Here is a 1,355-nt window from a genome sequence, read left to right as displayed (position 1 = left end):
CAACGGCAAGGTCTGTGAGTATTTCCGGGACGCCCGCATCAGGCGGTCTGACCCTGGCCAAGGTATGACCGCGGTGTCCTTCGTTCGATTTGTCGACCGCCTCGATGCGGGCGTCCACGCGTGCGCCAGTCAGACGGTCGTGACCTGATAGGAGCTTGGACAGAAGCCCCGTCACAGACTTGTCCGCACCGCCTGACTGGCCGCTCACCGCCTTTGAGTGATGAACGGAGAGCAGTCCCAGAATGCCAAGCGCAACAGAGCATGTCGTCGGCGGCATCGACACCCACAAGGAAACTCACCACGCCACAGTCCTGACGGTCTTCGGACGCTTCCTCGCGGACCAGCAGTTTCCCGCGACAGGCGCCGGGCATCGGGATCTGCTCGACTGGCTGCGGTCTTTCGGGACAGTCGACGCGATCGGAGTGGAAGGAACGGGTAGCTACGGTGCGGCGCTGACACGTTTGCTCACCAGCGAAGGCGAACGGGTCATCGAGGTCAACCGGCCCGCCCGCGCCATGCGACGCCTGCACGGCAAATCGGATCAGCTCGACTCCGAACAAGCTGCACGTTCGGTCCTTGCTGGAACAGCTACTGCGACACCGAAGGCGAAATCTGGTGCGGTGGAGTCGATCAGAATTCTGCGAGTCACCAGATCGACGGCGGTCAAAGCACGCACCCAGGCGATGAACGCGTTGCACTCGATCATCGTCACAGCGCCCGAGTGCCTTCGCGAAGAACTACGTTCGCTCAAAGCCCGCGAACTCATCAACCGCTGTTCGCGCCTGCGACCGGAGACCAGCGAACCGGCTACCCTCCTCTCCCAGCCTGACCGAATGCTTATCGCCACGACCAAGATCGCACTACGCGATCTCGCCCTTCGATGGCAGAGCCTCGACACCGACATCAAACGGCTGAGCAGTCAGGTCGCCGATCTAGTCGAGCAACACGCTCCGACCCTGACCGCACTGCATGGAGTCGGCGCCGAAATCGCCGGTCAGCTTCTCATTACCGCGGGCGACAATCCTGAGCGAATGACCACCGAGGCCGCATTCGCCAAACTTTGCGGCGCCGCCCCTCAACCGGCAAGTAGTGGCAAGACAACCGGCCGGCACCGACTCAGCCGCGGGGGAGACCGCGCCGCTAACAGCGCGCTCTACATCATCGCCATCACCAGAATGCGCCGCCACGAACCCACCCGCGCCTACGTCGCACGCCGCACAGCCGAAGGACTCAGCAAACGCGAAATCCTCCGTTGTCTCAAACGATTCATCGCACGAGAAGTCTTCGCCGCCCTACCCCGACCAGGCACCAAGCAATCGCTCACCGCAGCAGCTTGACAAACATAGGAGCATCGA

The 1,355-nt window shown here is 62.4% G+C and carries 1 protein-coding gene; it reads left to right on the top strand.

Features of this window, described 5'->3' with window-relative positions; all coding sequences use genetic code 11:
• Nucleotides 1-242 precede the first annotated feature (242 nt).
• Nucleotides 243-1,337 carry an IS110 family transposase gene (locus tag ACLMAL_RS39575; protein WP_412003761.1) on the top strand — a complete coding sequence of 365 codons (1,095 nt, stop codon included), beginning with the start codon at nt 243-245 and terminating at the stop codon, nt 1,335-1,337.
• The last annotated feature ends 18 nt before the right edge of the window (nt 1,338-1,355 follow it).

Origin of the sequence: Nocardia sp. CWNU-33 (assembly GCF_046764895.1) — a bacterium.
GTDB lineage: Bacteria > Actinomycetota > Actinomycetes > Mycobacteriales > Mycobacteriaceae > Nocardia.
This window is presented reverse-complemented; position numbering and strand designations above follow the sequence as displayed.

What these genes read in the sequence shown, in the direction of transcription:
- ACLMAL_RS39575 (WP_412003761.1), top strand. Translation starts at nt 243, where the DNA reads ATGCCAAGCGCAACAGAGCATGTCGTCGGCGGCATCGACACCCACAAG.